At 59.6% G+C, this 25609-nt stretch carries 24 protein-coding genes; 1 reads left to right on the top strand and 23 read right to left on the bottom strand.

Features of this window, described 5'->3' with window-relative positions; translation table 11 throughout:
- Positions 1-173: 173 nt before the first annotated feature.
- From ACJ8IP_RS14045 to ACJ8IP_RS13990, 12 genes are all read right to left on the bottom strand, one after another.
- The gene (locus ACJ8IP_RS14045) at positions 174-992 is read right to left on the bottom strand and encodes an MrpH family fimbial adhesin (protein ID WP_147839159.1); all 819 of its coding nucleotides are present in this window, start codon (positions 990-992) and stop codon (positions 174-176) included.
- Positions 993-1086: 94 nt separating this feature from the next.
- Positions 1087-1590 carry a fimbrial protein gene (locus tag ACJ8IP_RS14040; protein ID WP_042783500.1) on the bottom strand — a complete coding sequence of 168 codons (504 nt, stop codon included), beginning with the start codon at positions 1588-1590 and terminating at the stop codon, positions 1087-1089.
- On the bottom strand, positions 1587-2057 hold the full coding sequence (locus ACJ8IP_RS14035; RefSeq protein WP_234414998.1) for a fimbrial protein: 471 nt from the start codon (positions 2055-2057) through the stop codon (positions 1587-1589). Before ACJ8IP_RS14035 ends, ACJ8IP_RS14040 begins: the two co-directional genes overlap by 4 nt.
- A 59-nt stretch (positions 2058-2116) precedes the next feature.
- A complete protein-coding gene (locus tag ACJ8IP_RS14030) occupies positions 2117-2770 on the bottom strand; it encodes a fimbrial protein (protein ID WP_042783498.1) in 654 nt (217 codons plus the stop codon).
- A 56-nt stretch (positions 2771-2826) separates the two neighbouring features.
- The gene (locus tag ACJ8IP_RS14025; RefSeq protein ID WP_391567288.1) at positions 2827-3372 is read right to left on the bottom strand and encodes a fimbrial protein; all 546 of its coding nucleotides are present in this window, start codon (positions 3370-3372) and stop codon (positions 2827-2829) included.
- A 40-nt stretch (positions 3373-3412) separates the two neighbouring features.
- Positions 3413-3907, bottom strand: a complete 495-nt coding sequence (locus ACJ8IP_RS14020; protein WP_042785628.1) for a fimbrial protein — start codon at positions 3905-3907, stop codon at positions 3413-3415.
- Between the two features lie 14 nt (positions 3908-3921).
- Positions 3922-4419: a fimbrial protein gene (locus ACJ8IP_RS14015; RefSeq protein ID WP_254865012.1), complete on the bottom strand. Its 498-nt coding sequence runs from the start codon at positions 4417-4419 to the stop codon at positions 3922-3924.
- A 111-nt stretch (positions 4420-4530) separates the two neighbouring features.
- Positions 4531-5334, bottom strand: a complete 804-nt coding sequence (locus ACJ8IP_RS14010) for an MrpH family fimbial adhesin (RefSeq protein ID WP_108680072.1) — start codon at positions 5332-5334, stop codon at positions 4531-4533.
- Between the two features lie 141 nt (positions 5335-5475).
- Positions 5476-6228 carry a fimbria/pilus periplasmic chaperone gene (locus ACJ8IP_RS14005; protein ID WP_375546608.1) on the bottom strand — a complete coding sequence of 251 codons (753 nt, stop codon included), beginning with the start codon at positions 6226-6228 and terminating at the stop codon, positions 5476-5478.
- Between the two features lie 17 nt (positions 6229-6245).
- Positions 6246-8786 carry an outer membrane usher protein gene (locus ACJ8IP_RS14000; protein ID WP_182074671.1) on the bottom strand — a complete coding sequence of 847 codons (2541 nt, stop codon included), beginning with the start codon at positions 8784-8786 and terminating at the stop codon, positions 6246-6248.
- Positions 8787-8832: 46 nt separating this feature from the next.
- The gene (locus ACJ8IP_RS13995; protein WP_042783494.1) at positions 8833-9375 is read right to left on the bottom strand and encodes a fimbrial protein; all 543 of its coding nucleotides are present in this window, start codon (positions 9373-9375) and stop codon (positions 8833-8835) included.
- Positions 9376-9467: 92 nt separating this feature from the next.
- Positions 9468-10010: a fimbrial protein gene (locus ACJ8IP_RS13990; RefSeq protein WP_089192457.1), complete on the bottom strand. Its 543-nt coding sequence runs from the start codon at positions 10008-10010 to the stop codon at positions 9468-9470.
- Between the two features lie 415 nt (positions 10011-10425).
- On the opposite strand from ACJ8IP_RS13990, the gene ACJ8IP_RS13985 reads away from it, so the two are divergent.
- A complete protein-coding gene (locus ACJ8IP_RS13985; protein WP_164107425.1) occupies positions 10426-11169 on the top strand; it encodes a winged helix-turn-helix domain-containing protein in 744 nt (247 codons plus the stop codon).
- 82 nt (positions 11170-11251) lie between these two features.
- Here the strand turns inward: ACJ8IP_RS13985 and ACJ8IP_RS13980 are convergent, their stop codons facing one another.
- The 11 genes from ACJ8IP_RS13980 to fes form a co-directional block, all read right to left on the bottom strand.
- Entirely contained in the window at positions 11252-11743 is a 492-nt protein-coding gene (locus ACJ8IP_RS13980) for a hypothetical protein (protein ID WP_164107423.1), read from the bottom strand.
- A complete protein-coding gene (locus tag ACJ8IP_RS13975; RefSeq protein WP_239508493.1) occupies positions 11724-12458 on the bottom strand; it encodes a winged helix-turn-helix domain-containing protein in 735 nt (244 codons plus the stop codon). Before ACJ8IP_RS13975 ends, ACJ8IP_RS13980 begins: the two co-directional genes overlap by 20 nt.
- Positions 12459-12784: 326 nt before the next feature.
- On the bottom strand, positions 12785-13405 hold the full coding sequence (locus tag ACJ8IP_RS13970; protein WP_108680067.1) for a DUF2238 domain-containing protein: 621 nt from the start codon (positions 13403-13405) through the stop codon (positions 12785-12787).
- 118 nt (positions 13406-13523) lie between these two features.
- Positions 13524-14543 (bottom strand): 7-bladed beta-propeller protein YncE, encoded by a 1020-nt coding sequence (gene yncE / locus ACJ8IP_RS13965; protein ID WP_370528355.1) that lies wholly within the window; start codon positions 14541-14543, stop codon positions 13524-13526.
- Between the two features lie 106 nt (positions 14544-14649).
- Positions 14650-15510 (bottom strand): isochorismatase, encoded by an 861-nt coding sequence (locus tag ACJ8IP_RS13960; protein ID WP_004930014.1) that lies wholly within the window; start codon positions 15508-15510, stop codon positions 14650-14652.
- 3 nt (positions 15511-15513) lie between these two features.
- The gene (locus tag ACJ8IP_RS13955) at positions 15514-17142 is read right to left on the bottom strand and encodes a (2,3-dihydroxybenzoyl)adenylate synthase (RefSeq protein ID WP_164107419.1); all 1629 of its coding nucleotides are present in this window, start codon (positions 17140-17142) and stop codon (positions 15514-15516) included.
- 7 nt (positions 17143-17149) lie between these two features.
- Positions 17150-18355, bottom strand: a complete 1206-nt coding sequence (locus ACJ8IP_RS13950; protein ID WP_049866641.1) for an isochorismate synthase — start codon at positions 18353-18355, stop codon at positions 17150-17152.
- A 212-nt stretch (positions 18356-18567) separates the two neighbouring features.
- Complete coding sequence (gene entS, locus ACJ8IP_RS13945) at positions 18568-19836, bottom strand: enterobactin transporter EntS (RefSeq protein WP_042783486.1); 1269 nt, start codon at positions 19834-19836, stop codon at positions 18568-18570.
- Between the two features lie 176 nt (positions 19837-20012).
- A complete protein-coding gene (locus ACJ8IP_RS13940; protein WP_164107415.1) occupies positions 20013-23957 on the bottom strand; it encodes an enterobactin synthase subunit F in 3945 nt (1314 codons plus the stop codon).
- A 32-nt stretch (positions 23958-23989) separates the two neighbouring features.
- On the bottom strand, positions 23990-24196 hold the full coding sequence (locus tag ACJ8IP_RS13935; RefSeq protein WP_164107413.1) for an MbtH family protein: 207 nt from the start codon (positions 24194-24196) through the stop codon (positions 23990-23992).
- Entirely contained in the window at positions 24171-25550 is a 1380-nt protein-coding gene (gene fes / locus ACJ8IP_RS13930; protein WP_273974458.1) for an enterochelin esterase, read from the bottom strand. Before fes ends, ACJ8IP_RS13935 begins: the two co-directional genes overlap by 26 nt.
- Positions 25551-25609: the final 59 nt, after the last annotated feature.

Here is a 25609-nt window from a genome sequence, read left to right as displayed (position 1 = left end):
ATATTAGATGGTTTTTCATGCCCCTCCTTTTTCAGAGAGGGCTATTTAAAATAGTGGCCAAGCAGGGAGCACATCTTTCATTTGGCAACCTCATTAAGGAATAGACTTTCCACCATTGGATTATTTAATCCACGGCATTAAATACCGTTTTTTTCTGCATTATTGCCTTAATGTTAGAGAACATCGACGACCGCCACCGCCGAACCGGAAAAATCCCCTGGGGCCGGCGCTCCTGCAGCTATCAGTAAAGAGGAGAAGGTCGCCGCTTTCCATCCTCCCCCCGGTACATCCAGCGTCACCCCGGCGTTACCCACAACCCCATTGACGCTCAACATCGATTTCAGGCTGCCGTCAGCGCGCAAATTGACGGTGTAGCTGTCGCTGCCGACGGAAGCTAGCGCACGCACCTTCACTTTGGCGGCCCCGGAGCAATAAACATAGGCCGTGCTCTCGGCACGATTGCCGGTTACTTCGCTATCGGCGAGAGAACCGTGGCGCAAATCAATATTGCCGCTCATAGAGCATGATACCGGCGGTTTTGGCGGATCAATGGTGGGTGGCTCAGTAACGCTACCAGAGCAAGAATCAGCGAACCATCCGGTATTATTGGTGCCAACATTAAAAACAATACAGGGCGATTTACCACCGTTCTGCTTTACCCACTTATCCCAATCTAATATCGCACCGGTTTTCGGTAAATTAGAAGCCCAATAAGCAACCAACGCACTCGCTTTTTGCTTATTTTTTTGAGGCAAATCAAATGAATATACAGGGGCAGCGAAACCACCAGGCGACATTGTTATTTTGCATTGCGGTCGAGAAAGAATGCCCCCACATTCAAGATCCCAATCTCTCGGAGCGCCAGAGAAATCTGCGGACAAAATAGTAAACCGCAATACACTCCCTCCGCTATCTAATTTCCAGTCAACATTAATTCCTGCATAGCTTGGGTGGAAGAATAAAACCAAAAGACCAAGAAATAACTTTTTCATTTTTTAATACCCATTTTGTGCATCGTTAATTCAGTCTTTTCAGCCATTGGCATTTTCACTCCGGGCACAAAACTATCTAAAAATAACCGGTGTATTACTGATAATCCGCCAGCAGCGTCGCCTGGGCACTAAACGCCTGCGGCGTTAATCCGGCTCCCTGTCGTTTGATCGGCACGGCTTGCAACGTCGGCGGATTGGCAGCATCTATCGCCACACGTTTATTCAGAACGAAAGCATTCCCCGCCAACAACAGACGCACAGCCAGATCGGGAACGTTGGTCGGCACGGCAGCGTTATCGAACCCACTGGCGGTGGCTACCATTGTTAATCCCAGCGCCTGCCCATTGCCACCCGGCTCACACTCGATCCGGTAATTGACGGTTTGCAGATAATTCCTCCCATCCACTTTACCGATCCCGACCCTCTGACCAAAATCCACCTCGATTCGCTGGCCGTTATTGATCACGCATGACGGCGGTTCGTTCAGCGTGCCGCTGAACGACAGGCCCGCCTCGTTGTCTGCCGCCCATCCCTGCAATGCGGGCAGAAACAGGCTACAAGCCAGCAAGGCCCACGTTTTTCCAACGTTTATCTTCATTGATAATCCACCATCAGCGTCGCTCCCGCGCTAAAAAAACCGACGGTCAGAGCGCCGCTGCCTTTCACAGGCACCGCCTGTAACACAGGCTTATTCGGGTAGGTAAAATTAAGCCAACTGCCAATGATCAGCGGCACACCGTTGGCCCGCAGTGCAATCGCCAGGTTGCCTTTGCTACTTTGAATCGCACTGCTGTTGAACGCAGCAGCAGCGCCCACCACTTTCATCTTCATGGTATTTCTGCTGTTGTTTTTGCACTCCAGCGTATAATCGATCGTACGAAGATAGTTGCTGCCATTGACTTTAGTGGTCACAAGATCATCGCCAAACTCTACGCGGAGGGTTTGATTGTTGTTCACCACACACTGCGGTTTGCTGGTGATCGTGCCGGAGATAGAGATTGGGGTCGTCGACGCCAATCCTGGTGAGACACAGAGCACCTCGGCCAGAACCGTCAATGCCAACACGCCATAGCTTCTGCAAGATTCGGGCAAAGATCGCCGTTTCACGCGCACGCCTCCCCCAATTAGTCATAACTCAAGCTAAAATCCACCACGGCATCAAAACTCCCCGCCCGCAGAGGCGCGCCGGTACGTTCCGCCATCACGCTGTAGTTCAACACGTTGCTGCCCGGCGTCAGCCACAGCGGCTTGCCGCGGCTGCCCAAGCGAATGTCTTCGCCCTGGGCATCCAGCAGGCGCAGCCCCATACCGCTCACGCCCTGCGCTTTCACCAACTGCGGGCTGTCCGCATCGGCCGGTGCACGGAAGCTCACCCGCACCGCCGGCTGATCCGCTGCCCAGCTCAGCGCACCGGTGCGTTCATCCCGGTTCGCCGCCGGGCTGCGCAGGCAGTCGCGCAACCGCAGCGCAAAGCTTACCGCCGCGCCGCGATCGCCGGTTTGCGTCAATGACCCGGTCGCTACCTCACCCAGCCAGACTTCCTGCCGCAGGCTGTCCATCTCCAGCCGGCAGGCGCTTTCGGTCAATGCCCCCCTGACATAAAGCACGCCGTTAGCGCCATCCACTTCCCAGTTATCGACGGCCTGCGCCGCCGGCAGCAGCCACATCATGGCCGCCAGGCTGAGCGGCGCCATCAGCGCCAGGCCGCCCAACGAGGCGTAATAGCCCAGTTCACCGCGCAGGTATGCCCAGTCACGCACCGTCTGTTTCCCTGTCATAGTTCTCTCCTGATAAAATGGGCGCTTAGGGCCGTTTGCCGTCACGCTAAACACGCTTACTCATATTCCAGGCCGAAAGTCGCGACAGACGAAAACGCCCCCAGACCGATGCTCTTTTGCGCTATCGCCTCTGGTTCGCCCCGAACGTACACCTGCAGTTGTAAACTGTTGCTGCCTTTGCCGATGACGTATCCCTCACTCGGCTTATTCAGCGCCAGCGGCGCCCCCGCCATCGTTTCCAACCCCAAGGCGATGCCCGTCGCCTGGCTGCCGCCATCCGGCTTCAGCAGACCTGGCAGCGCACCGCTTTCAGCGCCGCTGAAGGTCACCTTCACCGTGTTGCCCAGGCTGATGTCACAATCCTGCAGCACCAGACTGAACGCCTTGCCGGGAGTACGGCCATAGGTATACAGGTACTTATCGATCACCGTACCGAAATCCAGGCGGATATCCTCATCACCCGGCCGCAGCGTGCAAGGCTCGGCGACCAATGCGCCGCTGAAATGCATATTGTCAGCTGCGGCCCAACACCCGCTCGCGCCGATCAGCAACCCCACGCCGATAACGCCTCGCCACATCGCCGTTTTACTTATCCTCTCCATGCATTTTTCCTCTTCTTTCTCCCGGCCGCCGAGCGTGGGCTCAAAGGTAATTCGCCTGCAGCGTCGCCGTGGCGGCGAACGCGCCTTCTTTCAATGGCACGCCCGCTTTGGCAACCGGCACCGCTTCCAAACGCGGCGGATTCGCCGGATCGATTTTGATGCTGCTGTTCGGGGCGAACGGTTTGTCATCCCGGTACAAGCGGATACCGAGGTTGCCGTTATCGGTTTGCAACGCGGCGTTATCAAAGGACGCAGCGTTGCCCTTAAAGGTCAACGTCAGCTCCCACGGCAGGGCACCGGGCAAATCACATTGGATGCGGTAATTCACCGCCTGCCGGTAATTGACGCCATCGACTTTGTTGATACCGACGCGCTGGCCAAAATCCACTTCGATCACACCGCCGTCGTTAATGCGGCAGGGCGGCGGCACGCGCAGCGTCCCTTTCAGGTGCATGGCGACCTCTTCGGCCGCCTGAACGGAATGGCCGACCAGGCTACTAGCACACAACAGCATCACGGCAACGCCCTGTTTCATGTTCGTCTCCCGGTTCATTGATAATCGACACGCAACGTGGCGGAGGCCGTAAACTCCCCCGTCGGCAGCGTAGCGTTCGCCTGCTTCACGGGCACCGCCTCCAGCTTCGGCAAAACGGGAAAGGTGAAATTCTGCCAACTGTTCAACGCGATACGCGCACCGTTGTTTAAAAACGCAATGCCCAAGCCGCCGACGTTAGTCTGGAGCAGCTTGCCGTCGAACCCCGCTCCGGTGCCGGCAATCAACAGCCGCATGCCGTTCTTTTCCGGTTTGTTGCAGGTCACCGAATAGTCGACGAGCGTGCGATAATTTTCGCCATCGACGCGCGTCGTCATCACCTCATCGCCGAAATTCACCTCGATCGGCTGATTGCCGTTGATCACGCAAGGCAGCGGCGCCAGCACGGTCACCCTGACCGATACCGTGGTGGCGGCCCAAGCCGGCATGTTCGTCAGTAAGCAAGCCATCATTGTCAGAAAAAACATGTAGGCTATATTCGATGCGATATTCACTTTATTTATCTCCCTATCAATCGATATATCACGCCCTACAAGCATGCACCCCTTTTGCACACCGCGAATCATTAACTTATTTTCGTAAAAAGCCTAAAGCATCATTAATAATCACGGTAACGAAATGATGATGCTTTTCGCCCCCTGAAACTCCCCCACGCTGCCGTCATATCCCGCAAGCGTTGATGTCAGCGTTAAGGTTTTTCCGGCCGGCGTCGCGGTAATCAACAAGCCATCCCCCACATTGACGCCGTCTAATTTCAATTCGCTGCGAAACTGTTTTTTATCGTTAAAATAAACCGTTCCAGACCGATCTGAACTCATAATTCTTACTTTGAAATTAAACGTGCAGGCCACCGTCAATTGCGCTTCAGCCGTACTGCCGTTAATCACTTCGGCCCGCAGCATGCCATGATCCAACTCCACCAGCGGCTCACGTAACTCACACACGTTGGGTACGATCTCCGGCACCCGGCACTGTTCGCCGCCGGGAAACCTAATTACCCCCCATGAGCTATTACCTGTAGGGGTGTTATAACCAAAGTAAATGCAATGCGGTTGATTCGGGTAGTCATAATCTTTACTACGATACTCCCGATTGAGTAACCCATTCTGGATAAATTTTTTACCCAGTTCACCCAATGTTTTACTGGTTGTAACACCTGAAAAATACACTTTATTCATAAATGGGGTGTTACCATTAACAAATGCAAGATAGCAATATTCCTGACCAGAATTACAACCATATAATGGATTAGGGGTTTTGTCCTCCGTATCCCAGGCAATAATTTTTGCAACAAAATGGCCGTAAGTCGCATTTATCGGCCGATATTCCGTTTTCATTTCCCACGCGGCGGAAAAAACATTAACGGAATAAAAATAAATAAAAAAAGGAAAAGCCATCCGTTTTAACATAGGGTAATCACTGGTATAAATAAAAATTCAATTATCCTTTCGTTAATCGAAAACGGCGATGGAAAACCAGCCCGTTCTCCCCTTCAGCATATCCCTTTGCCTGTCTGATTACCGCTGGCGGTGATGCGTTGCGGCCCGGCACTAAGACGCTTTCTTCTCCGGCACCACTTTGCAGACCGCACCCGCACAGCTGAAGCTCAACTGTGGGCGGCCGCCGTAATCGTTGATATAGGTCAGCACCGGGCTGTTCCCCACGCTGCCTGCGCTCACCGTCAGCGGCAGGCTGCCCTTCGGCGGCACCATCAGCGGTTCAAACCCTTTGGCGCCTTCAATGCCCTTGCGGCTGGCGGCGTCAACCAGAGTGACGTAGTACGGCGTCGGGTTGTTGACCACATACTTGTCGCCCTGCTTGCTCAGCGTCAGCTGCTCCTGCCACGGCGCGGCGTTGCGCTCCGGCGCGATCGCCGCCGGGCGGTAGAACAGCTTGATGCGCGTCTGCAGCGCGATTTGCAGCGAGTTCGGCTTATTGCTCTTCGGCGGGATCTCGCGCAGGTTGAAGTAGTACAGCGTCTCGCGGTCCTGCGGCAGCATCTTCGCCGCCGGCAGCGCCTGGATCTTCACCTGGCTCGGTTTGCCCGGCTCAATGCGCTGCACCGGCGGCAATACCGTCAGCGGGCTCTGGATCTTGTTGCCCTGTTCGTCTTCCAGCCAGCCCTGCGCCAGGTACGGCAGCTGTTTGTTCTGGTTGCTCACGCTCAGGCTCACCGACTGCACGCCGCCGTCGAAAATCACCCGGGTGCGATCCAGCGCAATGGCCGCCTGCGCGGTTGGCGCCAGCGCGCCGGCCAGCAGCGAAGTGGTGGCCAGCAGGCCGATAGCGTTACGTTTGCTCATCATAAAAACTCCTTAATTCAGTGTTCGTCGCCGCCCGTACCGGCGCTTAATGCCCGGCACGGCAGCAGTAAATTGGCGGTCAGCATCTCGGCCGGCAGCGGCGTCGGCATCTGCACTTCGCACTGTTCGGCGCCGTTCCAGCGCACCGTCATGCGATCGCCGGCGTTGATGCCGCTCAGGTAAACGCTGCCGCCGTCGTTGACGATGCCGGTCTCTTGTTTACGCGCGTTCAGCACCGTGGCGCCGAACGGCGGCTCGCCGCCGTCCGCCAGCTTGATCACGGCCATCGCCTTCTCCCCGGCGATCACCGCAAACTTGCGGTAACCGATGGCGCCTTCGGTCAGCGTCGCCTGCACCACCGAAGTGGTGGCCTCGGCGTTATCGCCAAGCTTGTCCAGATCGATGCTGGCCTTGTTGCGGTAGTAGCTGTTGACGTCTACCACGACCGCCTTGCCCCAGCGGTTGGTCGCCATCGTGCTGCCGTAGCCGCGCACCGGCACCCCGGCTACCCCTTCGGTATCCAGCAGCAGCCGGGTCCCGCCGGCCATGTTGCTGCGGTGCAGCGCCCCGCCTTCGGCGGTCAACGTCATCCCGCCCTGCAGCGAACCGCCGATGGCGCTGTACCGGTCCTGCTGGTAGCTGGCGTTGGCGCTCATCCGCGCCAGATCGCCATCGCGGTTGTAGTAGCCGCTCAGGTTGGCGCCGCTGCGTGAACCGCCGGCGCTAATCTGGTAGTTGCTGCGATCGTCGATGCGATCGTAGTACCCCACCCGGTGGGTGCTGTCGTCACGGTTGAGCGTGGCGTTGTAGCTCAGCGTGGCGCCGTTGCCCCACGGCAGCGACAGCGACAGATACATGCCGTCGTCGTTGGTCTCGTTGTAGCGGTTGCGGTACGCCGACAGCGACAGACTCAGGTTTTTATAATCCCCAAGGTCAAAATAGCGCGACATCGTCAGGCTGTAGCGATCGTTGGCCGGCCGATCCCAGTAGGTCTGGTGGCTAACGTTGAGATACGCGCTCAACCCGATATCACGCAGCTGCTGGTTGTAGGTGATGGTGTACATCTCCTTGCTGTTGCCGAACCGCTGCCCGTATTGGCGCGCATCCAGGTACTCGCTCATGCTCATAAAGTTCTGCTCGGAAAAGCGGTAGCCGGCAAAGGTCACCTGGCTGTCCAGCTCGTCGAAGCTTTTCGAGTAGCTGAGGCGGTAAGAACCGCCGCTCAGCGTCTCGCCGTTATACGGCAGTTTGGCGCGCGACTGGGTGACGTCGAACGACAGCGCGCCCAGCAGCATCAAATCGCGGCCGATACCCAGCGCCGCCGCGTTGTAATCCCCGCCCAGCAGCGCCCCGCCGAACAGCGACCACCCGTTGCTCACCCCCCAGGAGAATTCGCCGGTGCCAAACATCGGCCCCTGGTAGCGGTGATCCATATCCGACGGCTTGCCCGCCGCCAGCTTGTAACGCAGCGAACCGGGGCGCGTCAGGTACGGAATGCTGGCGGTGCTCATTTTGAACTCCTGCACACTGCCGTCCTGTTCCTCCACCCGCACATCCAGGTCGCCCGAAACCGCATCGTTCAGATCCTGAATACGAAACGGCCCGGCGGCGACGGTGGTCTCATACAGCACCCGCCCCTGCTGGCTCACGGTCACCTTGGCGTTGCTCTTCGCCACTCCGCTGACTTCCGGCGCATAACCGCGCAGGTTCGGCGGCAGCATGTTGTCGTCGGAGCGCAGGCTCACGCCGCCGAAGCGAAAGCTGTCGAACAACCCGGAATCCAGGTAGTCCTCGCCCAGCGTCAGCTTGGATCGCAGCGCCGGGATCGCCCGGTAGGCGTAGTAGCGGCTCCAGTCCAGTTGCTTATCGGTTGACTGCCCTGAGCCGGTCTGGTGGTTCAGGTTCCCTTGCCAGTCGGCGCGCAGCCGCCAGGCCCCCAGGTTGGCGCCCGCCGTGCCGTTGCCGCTGACGCTGTAACCACGCGTGCCGGCCTGCAGCTGATGCTGGGTCTGAGCGTTAATGTTGTAATCAAGCAGCACGCCGGGGACACCTTCGTCCCAGCGCGAAGGCGGATCCCAGTCCTCCGAAACGTAGTCCAGATAAGCCTGGGGGATGCTCAGATACAGCGCCGACGTAGCCAACTCCCCCCGCACCTCCATGCCCGGCAGGCTGGCCTCGTCCAGACAGGCGCCTTCGCGCCACCAGGTTAACTTTTTCAGCGCCTCATCCCTGATACCCAGCTGCGCCACCAATTCTGGCGATAAGCAGGCGCGGCTGCCGCCGGCGTCGTCGTCCGGTGCGTAAAACGCCACCGGCTGTTCCGGCAAATCGATTTTATTGACGTGCACCACCATGCCGTACTGGCCGGGCATAATGTAGCCGCCGCGCGAGAACTGGCTCAGATCGATGTTTTTGCGATCGTTCACGTCGAGCACGTCGGTATTGAACTGGATGTCTTCCACCGCGCCGGCTTTGCTCGCCAAGCTGCCCAGCACCAGCGCCACGCAGGCGCTGAGAATATGCAAACGAAACGGTTTCCCGGCAGGTAAAAACATCATTTCCAAGACCTTTTAATTTATTGATTTCCCTGACTCATCAGCCGGCTCAGTAATAATCCATTTTGAAGCGCACTGATGAGAAATAGTCCCCGGCCTTCAATGGCCGCTGGTTACTGATTAACGTCATGGCGTAATTCAGACGGTAATTCCCCGGCAATATATTTACCGACGGAAGAGATTTCCCTGGCGTGGCAATATTGCCGTCGGCATCGGTAATTTTCAGCGCAATACCGGAGGCATTACCGCTAATGCCAAACATTTCACCATCGCTATTGCCGTCAAACGTAATGCGAAACTGTTTCCAGTCCGGTAAGTTTTTATCGGCGCGTTCGAGCACGCAATTAACCAACTCAATACTGAATGGCACCGTTCGACCTCTGCCGTCGCGCGCAATATCTGAGACAGGCATAATATCCATATCGATAATTTGCTCTCGGCTTTCCGTTGCTATTGCACAGGCGGTGTCAATAATAGCCCCTTGCATATTGACGCGCCCTTCGCCCTGCACGGCAGACATTGCCTGCTGGGAAATGAAAAATGGCGCCAGCAATAGGCAAAAAGCCCCTATTTCTTTTATTTTTTCGTTCATTGCCATTCCCTGGTGAAATCATGCTGCTTTGAAAATGGCATGCGGGTTGCCCCGCATGCCCGATAATCACACGTATTTCGTCAGGTAACGACTTACTGGTAAGCCAGGGTAAAGTCGGCTACAGACTGGAACTCACCCGGGACGATCACGGCGGTGGAAGCCGAGCTGCCCTGCAGGTAAGCGGCGAAGCTCAGGGTGTTGGCACCGCTTTGCAGCTCACGCGCTTTAGAAGGTTTGCCCAGCTCGATGTTGGTACCTGCGCCGTCGGTGATGGCGATGCCGGCGCCTTTAGCGGTACCGGTGATGCCCAGCAGTTTGCTGTCGGCTTCAGAAGCGGAACCGGAGAAGGTCAGCGCAACGGTGTTGTTTTTGCCTGGATTCTTGGTGGTCAGCTCACAGTTTTCCAGCTTGATCTGGAAGTTGCGCGGGGTGGATTTACCGCCGTTTTTCAGCGCCACGTTAGAGATTGCACCCAGTTCAACGGTCTGATCCAGAGATTCAGGCGCGATTGAGCAAGGAGCGTCAATGATAGAACCGCTGAAGGTCACTTTACCGTGACCCTGGTCAGCAGCGTGCGCCAGAGAAGAAACACCCAATGCCATAACGGCGGCCAGCATAATTTTATTCAGTTTCATATAAATCCCTTACATTCCTTAGTAAGTAGTGGAGTAAATTAAATCCGTAAGTCACGCATGCAATGCCGCAGCTTTATTCCTGAGCGTTGTATTCGTGGCTAATACATAGCGTTTTTGCGCTCCGTATCAGTGGGAACAAATTTACACCCCCCGATCTGATTTTGAAATGTTATGTCGAAAAAATACAAAAACACAGGATTATTATCGATTAAATAATAATTAAATAGATTTTAACACTAAAAAATAGAATTTAATTATCAATATTTATTTAAAAAAACTTGTAAGAAGATAAACATTTCATGTCAATTATACGGATAGAGAGAAAAATCCTATTTACACACAGCGTGAAGGATTGAAAAAAGGCGCATCAGGTCTCAGAATAATCCCTCGACAGGAAAGTTGATGGGTAAATGAAATGATTTTTATCATAAATGAAGACATCCTCTTTAATGAGGATGAGGGCACGCTGTCGCATATTGATAATGCCAGCAATAAAATAGCTTTACTTAAACCGACCGGCAGATTGCTTTCGTTGTTTATTCGAAATAATGATAAGCTGCTGCTGCGAGAGAGGTTGCTTAATGATGTCTGGGTTGAGCATGGGCTCAAAGCCTCCAATAACAACCTGAATAATTACGTTTCCGGCCTGCGTAAGTCATTGGCGCAGTTCGGCGTAGAAGATATTATTGTGACCTACCCCCGCCAGGGGTTTAAATTTAATGCCGCAAGCATTCAACAGATGGATATAAAAGCCAGTGAGATTAATAATAATGATTATAGCGAAACCGAAATAGCGTCAACGCCGCCGCCGGCAAGAACGCCGAACTTTCGCCGCTCGGTACAGCGCTTAATTATGATCATGGCCGCTTGTTTAGTGCCGTTTGCCGCGATTGTGCTTTACCAAAACAGCACGCGCATCAGCGTTTATCCGTTGGGCAATGAGCAAAATTGCCAAATTTACACCATGCGGTTAGGCAGCGGCGAGCTGGCAAATATTAAGCGAGAGATACGGCAAGCCGGCTTCGACTGCCAATACCGGGCGGATGTCTATTACTATGACAACATTCGCAATGAGGATGCCGAGAAGGACGAACAGTGGTTAACCTATTGCCCGCGGGCGAGCAATAGCCCGTGCATTAACAATTACATAAAAAAATAACGATATCTCAATTCATTTTAAAATAGCACCTGGGTTATGAATCCACCTTGCCCCTCGGTCGTACCGGGGGCGCAGGCTGCTGTTATGATGACGTCACGCAGACATAATACGGCGCATGGTTATCCACAAACAGATAATGGCGTGCATCCATGCGTTCAATACGCAGGTGAATCGTCTGCCCTTCGATGGGTAAACTGCGGTTCAGCGCCTCATCTTGTAGCGTGTCCTGCGGTTTTCGGATATTTTCCCGCACCTGAAATTCGTAGTTCCCCCCCCATTTTCGGTAATCGACCCCCATGGATCGTTCAATGATGTAACGCTTGCCATCGTAAAACACACTGCCGTTAAACAGTATGGTGGCATGCCTCACCCCATCAGGGACCACGCTTATCAGCAGCGTTCTCTCCAGCATTTTTCCTTCATATTGGTTGACGAAACGTTCAACCGCCGTACATTCCGGAATTTGCGGTTTAAAAAATAAAAAATAAGCAGAAACGCTGCATACCAGCACGGCCACCGCCGCGGCAATCGCATAACCGTGGCGGCATACCGAGCTATAGACCCCTGCTTTCATAGTAGTTCTCACATTGTACTTTGCCCGAGGTCATGGCCTCTTGCGGACAATAATAGAAATAAGATGCTCTGACCCGTCCACTGGCATTTGGCACCAGGGCCTGGCTGTCATAATAAAGCAACGTCGCCGGCTCGCCGCAGGTTGCCGTTTTCTTCTCTTGCAACATGTTCTTCAGGTGGTTCAGGTCGATCTCGCCGGGGCCGACATTGTGATAGGAAGTGACAAATTGCACATTACAGCTCCCGATCTTACCCACCGTCATCAAACTGGCCGAGGGATACCCCGTCTCCTGCCAGGCCAAAATCCCGCTCCCCGCCGCCAGCAGCAGCAACACGGCCAACCCGAAGCACTTAAATCGCTGCACTCGCAGCGGCCTGGTCGGCAAGGGGTTTTCTGCAGCCGCCAGGATCGGCATCTCCGGCAAACTCTCCGCCAGGCTGTCCGTCGTCTTCAACGAAGCGGCGGTAAACATGAATCCCTGGCGCGGCAACGTGACGATAATGTCGTCCTCGCCCATGGCGGCGAACATCTTGCGCAGGATGGAAATGGTGTTATTGAGGTTATTGCCGGAGGCCACCTGGCCGTGCGCTTCCCATACTTGCGTCAGCAGGGTATCGCGGGAGACCACCAGATTATTGTTTCTGACCAACGCGGACAGCAGGCGGTTCAGCGTGGCGGTGAGCGGTTGAGGCGGCAGCTCAGCGGTGAGATCCACCAACTCTGATCTATCTTCATGATATTTAATCTTATTATTAATTATGTATCTCATTGTTCCCCGCTCAAAAAACTAATTAATAATAATTAGCCCTTGTTAAACATGAGAATAGTAGCACACGGCATGAGTTAAGAAAATTCCTAGAAAAACGCATAAAAAGCTAAATAAACATAAATATGGGAAATAACATTGCGCTGTCTCACAGGGCGCCAAACATTTAACTGATGATTGTCGATTTTTATCATGTCGACATTAAAAATGCCGCCCGGCAAATACCGGGCGGCACGAGAAATATCCATTTTCACCAGGCTCAACCGCCGCCGGGCTTACGCCTTTAAACGCCGCAGTTGCCGATCCTGCCAGCCACCAAACAGCCATTGGCCGGCTATCGCGCCGAGCAAGGCGCAGAACATGTCGGACTGCGTGTCCCACGGGTCGCCCTGGGTGCCGAGAAACTCATCGGCGCCCTGGCCCAGCGCCAGCGCCGCCCACCACTCGATAAGCTCATACACCGCGCTGATCGCCAGCGCGATACAGCACACCACGAAGCCCAGCATTTTGCGGCCCTGCACATAACCGCCGCGTAGCAGGATCTCGCGCGCCGCCAGCGCCGGCACCAGCCCCTGGAAGAAATGCCCCAGTTTGTCGTACGGGTTGCGGCCAAGATCCAGCCACTGCTGCACCTCAAACCCCAGCGGCACGCGGGCGTAGCTGTACATGCCGCCGAAAATCAGGATCAGCGCGTGGAAGAAAATCAGCGTATAGAGCAGCGGCGTCAGTGGATAACGGCGATGGGTCAGCCACAGCAGCGGCAAAACAATCAATACCGGCGCCACCTCCAGCAACCAGGTGGTGCGATCGTAAGGACTGATGCCGCTGTGGATCAGCGCGGCCAGCAGCAGCAGGGTGATAACGGACAACAACCGCGGTGTGCGTGAGGCAGGCATAACCAACGTTCCTTCGGATAATAAGGCAATCCACACTTTATACCGCAGATCGCACGGCAAAAAAAAACAGGCGGAGCGTCGCCGCTTCGCCTGTTCGAGGGGGGGATTCTGCGCGGGATTACTTCAGCGCTACGCGGATCACGTCGTCCGGCGCGGTCGCTTCTTTCTCGCGGCTGGAGGCCTGCTTGACGCTGACGTACAGCGTCTGGCCATCCGGCGACAGCGCCAGGCTGTTCGGATGGGTCGGCGTCTTGATGGTGTTCAGCACCTTGTAGCTCTTGGCGTCAATCACGCTCACTTCGCCCGCCTGGCGATGGGTGACGTAGACTTCATTGCGCGCCGGGTTGAACAGCACCGCCAGCGATTCCGGCACGTCGATCTTGCTCAGGATGTTGCCGTTGCGGGTATCCACCACCAGCACCTGCGGCTGCTTGGAATCGGTGATAAAGGCGCGGTGGGTGGCGGTATCCAGGCTGAGGTTCAGGAAGAAGTGCTCTTTAGTCTCATCCAGCTTCTTGCGCGACAGCACCTTGTTGCTCTGGGTATCGATGGTCACCAACTCGCCGTCGGCGTTGGTGACGTACAGGCGCTTGGCGGCAGCGTCCAGCGCCAGGCCGGTGCCGTATTTGCCGGTGTCGGCCACGGTGGCGCGCAGGGTCAGATCCTTGCCGTCCACCACCCACACCACGCTGGATTCACCCAGCCCGGTGATATACAGGGTATTGCTGTCGGCATCCGCCACCAGCTCGCGCGGCGCCAGCGGCTTGACGGTCTCGGAGCGCTGGCGCGCGTCCAGCACCAGACGGCCTTTTACGTCGCCGGTCTTGGCGTCGATGGCGGTCACCGAGTTATTGACGGTGTTGCCGAAGAACAGCGTGCCGGTCTTGGCGTTGATGGCGGCGCCAAACGGCTTGATGTCGTTATGGATAATCTGGGTCACGTCCAGCGTGGTCGGATCCAGGCGGTAGACGATGCCGCCCTTATCCAGCTTGCGGCTCTGCGACGTGGCCAGGTAGAGCGCATTTTCGCTCGGGCTGTAGGCCATTTCATAGGCGCCCTTGCCGACCGGCTTGCGCAGCACGTCCGGCGCGGTCTGCGCCTGCAGGGTGTTGGAGAACAGCAGCGTGGACAGCAGCATCAGCGGAAATGCCGCCCGTTTTCCCTTGGTGATCAAAGCATTCATCGAAATTTCCTTATAGAGCCAACGGGGCGACCGCGCGGCCGCCCTCTTTTCATTATTAAAATCAGGCTTTCTCTTCGGAAAGCAGCGCCCACCAGCTGTCGATGGTCGGATTGCGCGCCAGCGCGATAAAGTCGATATCGCCGCGGATCTTGCGCCAGCGGGTCGCCAGCTCCATGATGCGCACCGAATCCAGACCGTAATCAATCAGGTTTTCATCGTTGCCCATGTCTTCGCTGTCTTCGTCCAGCAGCGGCAGGATTTGCTGACGCAACGCGTCGATGCTGGCGATGCCGGCCGCCGGCAGCAGAGACGCGGTGGTCACCACCCGGCCGCAGCGGCCGGCGGTGTAGCGCAGCGCCATCAGGTGTTCGTCACGCGAGAAGTCCGCCAGGCCGTCGGCCACCATGAAAGGCTGGATGTTGCGCATGAAGGCGTCGATGGCGGTGGTCAGGCAGCCGATGTGCGCATACACGCCGCAGATGATCAGCTGATCGCGGCCGGACTCCTGCAGGATCTCCTGCAGCGGTGAGCGGTGGAAAGCGCTGTAGCGCCATTTCACCAGCACCGTGTCGTCTTCGTCCGGCGCCAGCGCGGCGGTCACCGCCTGCTGCTCGGGGTGTTTGTTCAGGCCCGGCCCCCACATGTCGTTCAACAGCGCGCGATCTTCATCGCTCTGCTGATTCGGCTGAGCGGTATAGAACACCGGAATGCCCTGCTGTTTGCAGTAGCGACGCAGGTTGGCGATGTTCTCCACCACCTGTTTAATCAGCGCGCTGTCTTCGCCCCAGAAATTGAGGAAATACTGCTGCATGTCGTGGATCAGCAGCGCGGCGCGCTGCGGTTCTACCTGCCAGGTGACTTTATTTTGCGGCAGTTCGTCCGCCGTCGGCAGCGCGTAATCATTAAGTTTTGGAATGGCCATCAATTAATCTCCCTGAGCCTGAGTCTGTAGTTGCGCGTCGAGCTGCTCGCGCAGCCGTTTTTTGTCCACTTTGCCGACCGGGGTCAGCGGCAGGCTGTCCACCTGAATAAAGCGATCCGGCAGTTTGAAGTCCGCCACACCCTGTTCGCGCAGGTGGCGACGCAGCACCACCGGCTTCAGCGGCGCGTTGGCGATGATATAGGCGCAGCTCTTCTCCCCCATCAGCGCGTCCGGCATCGACACCAGCGCGGCGTTGATCACGTCCGAATGACGCAGCAGCAGGTTCTCGATCTCCTCGGCGGCGATCTTCTCTCCGCCTCGGTTGATCTGGTCTTTCTGCCGCCCCTGCACGGTGATGTAACCGTCTTCGCTAATGCTGATCAGATCGCCGGAGCAGTAGAAACCGTCGGCGTCGAAGGCGTCGGCGTTGTGCGCCGGGCTCTGGTAGTAACCGCGAAAGGTGTAAGGCCCGCGCGTCATCAACCGTCCGATCTCACCCGCCGGCAGTGGATTGCCGTCGTCATCCGCTACCCACACTTCGTCGTCCGGCGACATCGGCCGCCCTTGCGTCGTCAGGATGTGGCGTTCGTCGTCGTCCAGCCGGGTGTAGTTCACCAGCCCTTCCGCCATGCCAAACACCTGCTGCAATTGGCAGCCGATTTCATTCTGAATGCGCGCCGCCAGCGTTTCGCCCAGCTTGGCGCCGCCCACCTGCAGCAGTTTCAGGCTGGCGAGCTGGGCATTGCCGCCCCACTCTTCGATCGCCTGCAACCATAGCGTGACCGCCGGCGGCACCAGCGCCGTCACGTTGATTTGATGCTGTTCGATCAGGCGGAAGCACTGCGCGGCGTCCGGATCGGCGGCGAACACCACCAGCCCAGCGCCATAAAACACGCCCAGCACGCCCGGCGAACTCATCGGGTAGTTGTGCGCTACCGGCAGCGCGCACAGATAGCGGGTCTGCGCGTCGAAACGGCAGATCTCCACGCTGCGGCGAATGCTGTAGTAGTAATCGTTGTGGGTACGCGGGATCAGCTTCGGCGTGCCGGTGCTGCCGCCGGAAAGCTGGAAGAACGCTACCTGATCGGCCGCGGAAGGCTGTGCGACAAAGCCGTCGCTGGCTTCTTCCAGCCAGGCGGCCAGCGCCAGCTCGCCCTCGGGCTGGCTGCGCAGCGCCACGGCACGCAGCGAAGGATGCGCATCGCGGAAGGCGTTCAGGAATTGATCGTCGGCAAACAGCGCGTGCCGGCGATCGGCGATCAGCAGCGCCGGTTTGATCTGCTCGGCATAGGCGTTCAGCTCGCTGCGCTGATGGCTGAACAGCGCGTTGACCGGCGCCACGCCAATTTTCAGCAGCGCGAAGAACACGATATAAAATTCCGCCACGTTGCCCAGCTGCACCAGCGCGGTGTCGCCGGATTTCACGCCGCGGCGCAGCAAAGCGGCCGCCAGGCGATCGGAGCGCTGCTGCAGCTCGCGGTAGGTCAGGCTGCCCTGGGCGTCGATAATCGCCGGAGCGTCGTTGTTGGCCTGGCGGTCGAGGATCTCGGTCAGCGGCTTGTCAATCCAGTAGCCGCGCTCGCGATAGCGGCTGGCGAACTCCGCCGGCCAGGGGGTAAAGGCAATGCTCATCTTGTCGTTATCCTTGATTCATACCAAAGGCACGCAGAATGGTGCTGAGTTTGGTACCTGTTTCATGCCATTCAGATTCGGGTGAAGAGTCTTCCACGATGCCGGCGCCGGCGAACAGCCTCACCCGGTTGCCGTCAACGGTGCCGCAGCGGATAGTCACAACCCACTCGCCGTTGCCTTCGTCGTCGCACCAGCCGACGATGCCGCCGAACAGGCCGCGATCGAACGGCTCCAGCTTGCCGATCAGGGCGTGCGCCTCGGCCGTCGGCATGCCGCACAGCGCCGGCGTCGGGTGCAACAGGCAGGCCAGCGACAGGGCGTTTTCGTCCGGAGACGCCGCCTCGCCGTCGATCGGCGTGGAGAGATGCCACAGCGTGGTGGTGGTCAGCAGTTCAGGGGTGTGCGGCACGTTCAGGTAGCGGCAGCGGCCGGCCAGCACGTCGCGCATGCTTTCGGTGACGATGCGATGCTCGTGGCGATCTTTCGCCGAAGCCATCAGCCGCTCCCCCACTTCGCGATCGCGCTGCGGATCGGCCTCGCGCCGGGCGGAACCGGCCAGCGGGTTGGAATAGAAACGGCCGCCGTCCTGGCGCAGCAGCAGCTCTGGGCTGGCGCCCAACAGCGCACCCTGCTCCAGCGGCACATGGAAGTGGAAACCGTGCGGGTTCTGGGCGATCACGCGCGCCATCAGCGCATGGCGATCCACCGGCTGGCGCGTTTCGATCTCCAGCAGGCGCGACAAGACCACTTTATCCAGCTCACCGGCCTTCATCGCGGCAACGGCGTCGCTGACCATGTTCATGAACGTCTGCTGCGGCGGCAGCTCCGTTACCCCGGCCAGTTCAGGGCCGTTCGCCGAAGGCCGAACGCCGGCCATAAAGGCGGCGCGGTCGAACCAGCGGCTCTGCTGGGGAACAAACAGCGCCGAAGGCTGCCGGGTATCGAACGGAATGGCGCCGCACAGCAGCGGCTTTTTGATGCCGGCCTGACGGGCCTCGGCAAACGCCTGCCGCACGCGGCGCTGGAACTCGCCGTTCAGATCGGCGCCGTCCGCGGCCGGCAGGCGAATGCGGCTGAAACAACCGGTGGTGCTCAAGCTGCGGTAAGGGGAGGTAAAGAAGAAGCCCGACGCCGGAGAAAAATCAGCGGCGAACCGGTGTTCTTCGCGCTCCTGCATTTCCTTTCGATTGATGTCGTTCACGGCAGTAACCATCGCTTCGCCCTCAAGAATTTGAAGTGATAACCAATATAATAATGATTATCATTTGAGTTGATTCCGCGCTAAATTACTCGCCGATATTTGCTATGTCAATAAACGTAAGCACTTCTTTCATTTCGAAATCATGACATAAACGCTGTGGGTTTTACGCATGCCGATGATAAGCATTGCTATTTGATCCCACAGCGTCGCATTAACGCATCGAGTTACTTTTCACTGGCCGGCTGAGGCTCGTTCTGCGGCTCCGGTTTGTGCAGCGTAACCTGGCGCAAACCGGTCATGGCGAACAGCAACAGGATGCCGAGCAGCGCCGCGCCGAAGCCGAAACCGCTGGCGCTCATCGCCGGCAGCATAAAGGCGCCCATCGCCCCCAGCAGCAACGCGCCCAACGCATCGCCCACCACGTTCTGCGCCGTCCACAGGCCGTTGATGCGGCCAAGGAAATTGTCCGGCGTCAGGCCCTGGATCAGGCCGTATTGCAGCAGCGAGTTCAGCGCGCTCAGGTAGCCAAACGCCACCAGGCACAGCAACGCCAGGCTGTACCACGGCATCAGGCCGAACAGGCCAATAGAGGCGAAAGCCGCGATCGCCGTCAGCAGCATCACCCAACCGGGGCGCGCCACGTGCGCCACGCGCCCGCTGGTGAACGCACCAATAGTCGCGCCGAGCGGCACGGCGGCGTACATATAACCGAGGTGGGCTGCGTCGATGCGCCAGCTTTCCGCCATCGCCGGGTACAGCACGCGCACCGCGCTGGCCATGGTCAGCAACGCGCCGATCAGCGCCACCATGCCTATCACCTTGTTCTGGAACAGGAAGGCGAAACCGCCCGCCAGCGCGCGCAGCGGATGTTCCCGCGGCTGCGGCGGCGGCATCAGCTGCGGCAGGCTCAGCAGCGGCAGCAACGTCAACAGGGTGCCGAACGCCGCCAGGCCGTAGTTCCAGGCGATGCCCATATGGGCGATCACCAAGCCGCCGATGGCCGGGGAAAGAATCGAGCCGAAGCGCACCGTCAGCATGCTGATGGCGCCCGCCTGCACGATGTTTTCGCGGCCCACCAGCGCCGGCGTGGCCGCCAGCAGCGCCGTCACCCCCACTGCGCCGAAGAAACCGTCCCACACCGCCAGCAGATAAATGGCCGCCAGCGAAGGTGATGGCAACAGGGCGTTGAGGCACAGGCCGACGAACCCGATGCCGCAAGTGGAGCGCGCGAACAGGATCAGCCGGCGCCGCTCATAGCGATCGGCCAATACGCCGCCCATCAGCAGCCCGGCGAACATGCCGCCGCCGGCCAGCGTCACCGCCAACCCGACCTGCAGGGTGGAACCGGTCAGCGCCTGGATCTGCACCGGGATGGCGATCGCCATCAGCCCCAGCGCCACAATGGAGATGAAACGCGCGCAGAATACCGCGCGAAAGGCCCGGTGGGTTTTCAGCAGGCTAAAATCAAGCAGGATGGAGGGTTTGCTACTCATCGGTTGTTCACCACATCTTTAAACGGGGATTCTGCAGTTGCGGAGCGCTATGCTAGCACAGATAACGAAATCAATAATGATAATAGAAATCATTGATATTCAATTGTGAGCGGACGCAAGAAACGCCGCCAAACGCGGGGCAATCCCCGTGCCTGGCGGCGAGATGACGGGCGTTATTACAGCGTGCGCAAAATCCGGTTCAGCAGCGGCCCCAGCACTTTGAACGACGCCGGCGAAACGATATCGACATGCGCGCAGTCGAGCTCGTGCGCCTGCAGCGCATCAACGTACTGCGACCAGGTCTGCTGCACGTCCATCCCTGCCTGCAGCGTGCGTTTGGCGACGAACAGCGTCGCCTGGCCGTGGAAGCGGGCGGTCCGCGTGTGCGACAGCAACCGCACCGAATCGGCGTAGTTGGCTTCGATGTTGTCGAACATCAGGGTGCGCGTCTCGCCCAGCGCCGGATCGAGCGTATCCTGCGACACCGCCAGGAACTGTTCGCGCTCGCGCTGCACTTCCTTCAACACGTTGTCGTCCAGCATCACGTCCCAGTTTTGGGTCTCCGGCGGATAGGTATCCAGCAGGCCGAGGAACGCCACCTGCTCGCCGCGCGCCTGCAGCCGGGCGGCGATGCCCTGGGCCAGCGTGCCGCCCAGCGAGTAGCCGATGAAGTGGTACGGCCCGTGCGGCTGCACCTGCAGCACCGTCTGCAGGTGCGCCTCCACCACCTGGTCCATGTCTTCGCTCAGCGCCAGCGGGCCGTCCGGCCGCGGCGACTGAATGCCGACCAGCGACCAGTGCTGATCGAGATAGCGCGGCAATACGCTGAACTGCCAGGAGAAACCGGACGCCGGATGCAGACAGAACAGCGTCGGCCCCTCGGTGACGCGCAGCGGCAATACGCTGTCGAAGCCACTGCGATCGGCCTCTTCCTGCGTGCGATCTTCCGCCAGCAAGGCGGCCAGTTGCTCGACGCGCGACGCCACCATCACCTGGCCGACGGACACCGCCTTGCCCAGATCGCGGCGCAGCTCCGCCGCCAGACGCATCGCCAGCAGCGAATGGCCGCCCAGCGCGAAGAAATCGTCGTCGGCGAACACCTGCTCGCGCTGTAGCAAGCGGGCAAATACTGCGGCGATCTCGCTTTCCAACCCGGCCTGCGGCGGACGCCCTGCCTTGCGCTCACCGCCCTGCGGCTGCGGCAGGGCCTTGCGATCCAGCTTGCCGTTGGCGCTCAGCGGCAAATCGCGCATTTCCACCAACGCCACCGGCACCATGTGCGGCGGCAGACGGTCGGCCAGCGCCGCGCGCAGGGCTTCCGCATCCCAGCTCGCGCCAGGCTGCATCACCAGATAACCCACCAGCTGGCGCGCATCGCCGCCGGCGTCCACCGGCGTGCCCTGCAGCACCCGCGCGTGCGTCACCGCCTGGCGCACGCCCGGCAGCGACAGCAGGGCGTGGTCGATTTCACTCAGCTCGATACGCTGCCCGCGGATCTTCAGCTGGTCGTCGCTGCGGCCCAAATATTCCACCGCGCCGTCCGGCAGCCAGCGCGCCACGTCGCCGGTGCGGTACATGCGCCCGCCCTCGCCGAACGGATCGGCGACAAAGCGGCTGGCGGTCAGATCCGGCCGGCCAAGGTAGCCGTGCGCCAGCTGCACGCCGGTCAGATACAGATCGCCCGCCACGCCCGGCGGCACCGGCCGCAGACGCGCGTCCAGAATGCGCAGCCCGGTGTTCCATACCGGCAGACCGATCGGCACGTTGGCGCCGGTCACTTTCGCCAGTGCGTCGCCGTAAGCCGGATGCCAGGTCACGTCCACCGCCGCTTCGGTCGGGCCGTAGAGGTTGTGCAGCGGCACCGCCGTGCGGCTTTGCCACTGGCGGCACAGCTCCGCCGGCAGCGCTTCGCCGCTGCAGAACACCTGGCGCAGCGCGGCGCAGCTCGCCACCGCCGCGTCATCGTCCAGGGCGGCTACGAAAGCCGCCAGCATCGACGGTACGAAGTGCATCGTGGTAATGCGGTGTTGGGCGATCAGCTGTTGCAGCTGCTGCGGATCGCGGTGCGCCTCCGGCGGCGCCATCACCAGCCGGGCGCCGACCATCAATGGCCAGAAGAATTCCCACACCGAGACATCGAAACTGCACGGCGTTTTCTGCAGCACCGCGTCGTCCGCCCCCAGCGGATACTGGTGTTGCATCCACAGCAGGCGGTTGACGATCGCCTGATGGCCGACCAGCACGCCTTTCGGGCGCCCGGTGGAACCGGAGGTAAAGATGATATAGGCCGCATGGTCCGGCGTCGGGCCCGCGATCGCCACCCCGGCGGCGTGATCGGCCGCCAGCGGCGCGTCATACAGCAACATGTCGCCCTTGTCGGCGAAACGCGCCTGCTGCGTCGGGTGAGTGATGATCAAGCGGGGCGCGGCGTCTTCCAGCATCATCGCCAGCCGCTCGTCCGGATAACCGGTGTCCAGCGGCAGGTAGGCGGCGCCCGCTTCGACGATCGCCATCAACGCCAGCGACAGGAACACCGAGCGCGGCAGCGCCACCGCCACGATGTCGCCCGGCCGCACGCCCTGCGCCACCAGTTGGCGCGCCAGCGCCGTGACCTGCTCGCGCGTTTCGCGGTAGGTGAAGCTGAAATGCGCATCCGCTAACGCCGGCGCGTCCGGCGTGGCTTGCGCCTGCTGCGCCAGCAATTGGCTCAGCGTGGTCGCCGGCACCGGATGCGCCGTGTCATTGATCCGCGCCAGCAGCGCGCGATCGTCGGCGGTCAGCATATCGGCCTCGCCGATCGGCAACGTTGCCTGCGCGGCGAACTGCGCCAGCAGCAGCGGCAACCGTTGCAGGTGCGCCTGCAGCTCCTGACAGCTGTAACGTTCGGCATTGGCCAGCAGCTCCACCTTCAATTGGTGGTGTTCATCGATAAACAGCGCAATCTCCAGATCGCGCACCGGCCCGGAGGCCAGATCGTGGGTAATGCCCTCGATGCCGGCGAAATCCAGCTGGTAATCGAACATTTTGAAGTTGAAGACCGTGCCGTACAGCGGTTCGCCGTCGCCGATGCGCCCCAGATCGCGCTGCACCTGTTCGGCGTCGTAGCGCTGATGGCGGCGCACCGTTTTCAGCTCGCGGCTGATGCGGGCGGCGGCCTCATACAGCGTGGCCTGCGGCTCGAGATGCATCTCCATCGGCAGCACATTGATCACCGGGCCGGCGGCGCACAGGGCGGCCGAGCCGGTACGGCGCATGAAGATAAAACCGGCGCTGAAGCTCGGTTGGCCGCTCAAGCGCGATACCCACAGCGCCACCAACGCCACCGCCATATCGGCGGCGTTCAGCTTCTGCTGCGCGCCACGCTGCACCAGTTCGGCGAAGGCCTGCGGATCGCAGCGCTGTTCCAGCCGGTGGATGCGCGGCGTGGGCGTTTGCCCGGCCAGCGGCTGCGGGCAGATCGTGGCCGGCGGCGGCAGCTGCCGCGCTTTTTCGCGCCAGAAATCGGCGTCGCGTTGCCAGGCCGGCGCCTGCCGGTAAGCCTGGTATTCCGCCACCACGTCGCTGAACGCCGTGAAAGGCGTCGGCTCCAGCGCGTCGCCGCGGCAAAGATGGGTATAAATCGCCGCCACGCGGCGAGCGATGGCGGTGAAGCTGAAACCGTCCACCAGCAGATGGTGATAGCGCTGATACCAGAACCAGCGATCGTCCGCCAGGCGCATCACCACATGGCGATACAGCGGTGCGCCGCTGCCGGCGCGCAGATCGCTCGCCAGATCGATGTCCATCAGCGCGCGCGCGGCGGCTTCGGGATCCGGCGACGTCGTCAGATCGACAAGTTCCGGCGCATGCACCGCCAGCGAGTCATCCAGCCATTGCACCGGCACGCCGTCGCGTTCCGCAAAACGCAGCCGCAGCATGTCCACCTCGCCGAGGCCCTGGGTGATGGCCTGCAGCAGGGGCTCCACGGCGACGGGGCCGTTGAGTTCGATGGCATGCGCCACCGCGTAAGCATTGCGATGCGGGGAGATTTGATCGGCGACCCAAATGCCGGGTTGCGCCGCGACCAGCGGCCATTCGCCCGCAAGCGCCGGGCCGCTGAGAGAGTTAGGGGTGTGTGACACTGCTTATTGCTCCCGTGATTACCAGGCGCCGGTCACGCCTTGCGTGCTGCGACCGGCAGAATATCTTGCCAATGCTGTTCCAGCCACTCGGCGCACTCGGTGCGCGCCGCCGGGCCAAATACGATCGTCCAATCGGGTGGAATGGCGCGGAAATCCGGCCACAAACTGTATTGTTGTTGTACGTTGCGCAGCACCAGGCTGCGCTGCTGTTGATCATCGAACGGATTCAGTCTTTCCATCCTGCGTTCCTTGTGCCGCCGTCGTTACCGATGCCGGATAAGCGGTGGCGAAAGCGGAAGCCCACACCGCCTGCAGCCCGTCGGTCAGGCCGCTGCGCCAGCACAGCGCGTCGTGCCCGCCTTCCACCACCCGGTAGTGCACCCGATGGCCGGCTTCGCTCAGGCGCGCCGCCATTTGCCCGCTGACCTGATGCACCAGCTTTTCCTGCGTACCGGCTTCCATAAATACCTTCAGCGCGCCGTGGTTGCCCAGGCCGTGGCGTTCGACCTGTTGCATCAGCCAGCAGGCGTCGTCGGGAATGCTCGGCAGCTGCAGCATGTCGCGCCGCGGCCACCAATAGGAGCCGGACTGGGTGATCACCGCGCCGAAGCGCTGCGGCCAGCGCAGCCCGGCGTACAGAGAGGCCAGGCCGCCAAAGCTTTGCCCCGCCACCACAGTCTCGGCCGGATTGTCGCTGTGCGGCGCCCATTCGGCCAGTTGCGGCATCAGTTCTTCCTGCACCGCCAGCCAGAAATCGTCCTTGCAGGTCAGCTCACGCGCCCGGTGCGGCAGATCGATGATGTCGATCAGCACATACACCGCTTCCGGCAACGCCCCCTCGCGGGTCAGTTGCATCAACGGCGCCCAGACCGGCATTTGCTTCGCCCAGAACTGGCCGTCGAGCAGGATCGCGAGCGGGCGTTCGGCCGGCTTGCTGTCGCCGGTGGTGTAGATCCAGACATCGCGGCTGTTGCCCAGACGCTCGCTCTGCCAGGTATGGCGCTGCAAACGCGCCGGCAGCGGTGGCGTGCAGCGCCCGCTGGCGATCTCATACTCATCGAACGAGCGCCACACCGGCTGCGGCGGCGCATCCGGCATGTGCAAACCGGAAACGCTGTGGCCGCTGGTGCTTTGCCAGGAGCGATAGGGGTTGAGCAGATCGGGAGTGGCGCAGGCGAACACCTGGTGCCACCAGTGACGCAGGTTGTGCATGTTGGCGTGCGCGTCGTCGTCGCTGAACGCCGGCGGCCGCTCGTCAAAACAAGGAATAAAGCAGTAGCTGCCGCGCCAGGCGCCGTTCAGCTCGGTCTGCCAGTACCATACGTCGGTACCGGCCAAACGCAGCAGGCTTTGCGGCGGATTCGGCTGATGGTGGTCGGTCAGGCAGTTGATGTTGATCCACACCCGGCGGTAGGCGGAAGTCAATTCGCATCCCTGCGGATCGCGCCAGAAAAAGGTGGTTCGCCACCGGCCGTTACCCGCCGGTTCTACCCATGGCGTACCGCGTCGTGCCACCGTCAACCACCACCCTGGACTGCCCGCATTGCTGCTGGCCAATAATCTGCTGCTTTCTGACTCTAGTTCTGTATTCACAACGCCTACCCATTTTGTAGTTGGCGGCACCGGGAACGTCGACTTTTCCCTATCGCCGG

The organism is Serratia sp. CY52157 (genome assembly GCF_052168495.1).
Taxonomy (GTDB): Bacteria; Pseudomonadota; Gammaproteobacteria; order Enterobacterales; family Enterobacteriaceae; genus Serratia; species Serratia ureilytica.
The sequence above is the reverse complement of the archived record's forward strand: the minus strand, read 5'-3'. Positions and strand labels throughout refer to the sequence as shown.

What these genes read in the sequence shown, in the direction of transcription:
- yncE (WP_370528355.1), bottom strand. Translation starts at nt 14,543, where the DNA reads ATGCTGCTGTCCACGCTGCTGTTCTCCAACACCCTGCAGGCGCAGACC.
- entS (WP_042783486.1), bottom strand. Translation starts at nt 19,836, where the DNA reads ATGAGTAGCAAACCCTCCATCCTGCTTGATTTTAGCCTGCTGAAAACC.
- ACJ8IP_RS13950 (WP_049866641.1), bottom strand. Translation starts at nt 18,355, where the DNA reads ATGGTTACTGCCGTGAACGACATCAATCGAAAGGAAATGCAGGAGCGC.
- ACJ8IP_RS14045 (WP_147839159.1), bottom strand. Translation starts at nt 992, where the DNA reads ATGAAAAAGTTATTTCTTGGTCTTTTGGTTTTATTCTTCCACCCAAGC.
- ACJ8IP_RS14025 (WP_391567288.1), bottom strand. Translation starts at nt 3,372, where the DNA reads ATGGAGAGGATAAGTAAAACGGCGATGTGGCGAGGCGTTATCGGCGTG.
- ACJ8IP_RS13980 (WP_164107423.1), bottom strand. Translation starts at nt 11,743, where the DNA reads ATGAAAGCAGGGGTCTATAGCTCGGTATGCCGCCACGGTTATGCGATT.
- ACJ8IP_RS13935 (WP_164107413.1), bottom strand. Translation starts at nt 24,196, where the DNA reads ATGGAAAGACTGAATCCGTTCGATGATCAACAGCAGCGCAGCCTGGTG.
- ACJ8IP_RS14010 (WP_108680072.1), bottom strand. Translation starts at nt 5,334, where the DNA reads ATGTTAAAACGGATGGCTTTTCCTTTTTTTATTTATTTTTATTCCGTT.
- ACJ8IP_RS13960 (WP_004930014.1), bottom strand. Translation starts at nt 15,510, where the DNA reads ATGGCCATTCCAAAACTTAATGATTACGCGCTGCCGACGGCGGACGAA.
- ACJ8IP_RS14005 (WP_375546608.1), bottom strand. Translation starts at nt 6,228, where the DNA reads ATGAGCAAACGTAACGCTATCGGCCTGCTGGCCACCACTTCGCTGCTG.
- ACJ8IP_RS13970 (WP_108680067.1), bottom strand. Translation starts at nt 13,405, where the DNA reads ATGCCTGCCTCACGCACACCGCGGTTGTTGTCCGTTATCACCCTGCTG.
- ACJ8IP_RS13995 (WP_042783494.1), bottom strand. Translation starts at nt 9,375, where the DNA reads ATGAACGAAAAAATAAAAGAAATAGGGGCTTTTTGCCTATTGCTGGCG.
- ACJ8IP_RS13955 (WP_164107419.1), bottom strand. Translation starts at nt 17,142, where the DNA reads ATGAGCATTGCCTTTACCCCCTGGCCGGCGGAGTTCGCCAGCCGCTAT.
- ACJ8IP_RS13990 (WP_089192457.1), bottom strand. Translation starts at nt 10,010, where the DNA reads ATGAAACTGAATAAAATTATGCTGGCCGCCGTTATGGCATTGGGTGTT.
- ACJ8IP_RS14000 (WP_182074671.1), bottom strand. Translation starts at nt 8,786, where the DNA reads ATGATGTTTTTACCTGCCGGGAAACCGTTTCGTTTGCATATTCTCAGC.
- ACJ8IP_RS14040 (WP_042783500.1), bottom strand. Translation starts at nt 1,590, where the DNA reads ATGAAGATAAACGTTGGAAAAACGTGGGCCTTGCTGGCTTGTAGCCTG.
- ACJ8IP_RS13985 (WP_164107425.1), top strand. Translation starts at nt 10,426, where the DNA reads ATGATTTTTATCATAAATGAAGACATCCTCTTTAATGAGGATGAGGGC.
- ACJ8IP_RS14030 (WP_042783498.1), bottom strand. Translation starts at nt 2,770, where the DNA reads ATGACAGGGAAACAGACGGTGCGTGACTGGGCATACCTGCGCGGTGAA.
- ACJ8IP_RS14020 (WP_042785628.1), bottom strand. Translation starts at nt 3,907, where the DNA reads ATGAAACAGGGCGTTGCCGTGATGCTGTTGTGTGCTAGTAGCCTGGTC.